This window comes from Sodalis-like endosymbiont of Proechinophthirus fluctus (assembly GCF_001602625.1).
In the GTDB taxonomy this organism is placed as follows: Bacteria; Pseudomonadota; Gammaproteobacteria; order Enterobacterales; family Enterobacteriaceae.
The window spans coordinates 1-386 of record NZ_LECR01000027.1 but is presented as its reverse complement, the minus strand read 5'-3'; positions in this window follow the sequence as shown (position 1 = coordinate 386).

Below are 386 nucleotides of genomic sequence, written 5' to 3'. Positions count from 1 at the left end.
CACATTTTTTTCTGCATTCTCCCGAAATCGAATTTCCATTTCTAAAACTTCCCATCACTGAAACCACTTAAGTCCAGAAAGACGGATGAAATTCAGATTGAGTGAGAAATCGCGAATTTTTTTTAAAAATCTTTTTCAGCGGGCAATGACTTGCCGTGGATAAGTTGAAGGATCTCTTCAAGTAACGACCGAGGAGGAAGAAAAATTGAAAACGATGGATTTCGATCTTTCTTTCTCTCCCCTCCCATCTCTTTCCTCCCACCTTCTTCCCCTCCCCCCCCCAAAAAAAACAGAGAGAATCGCAGGCGGCTACAAGAAAAATTTAATTATCCTTTAAATCGGATTTCTCTCTCTCTCTCTCTCTCTCTCTCTGGCTGTTTGTCTTT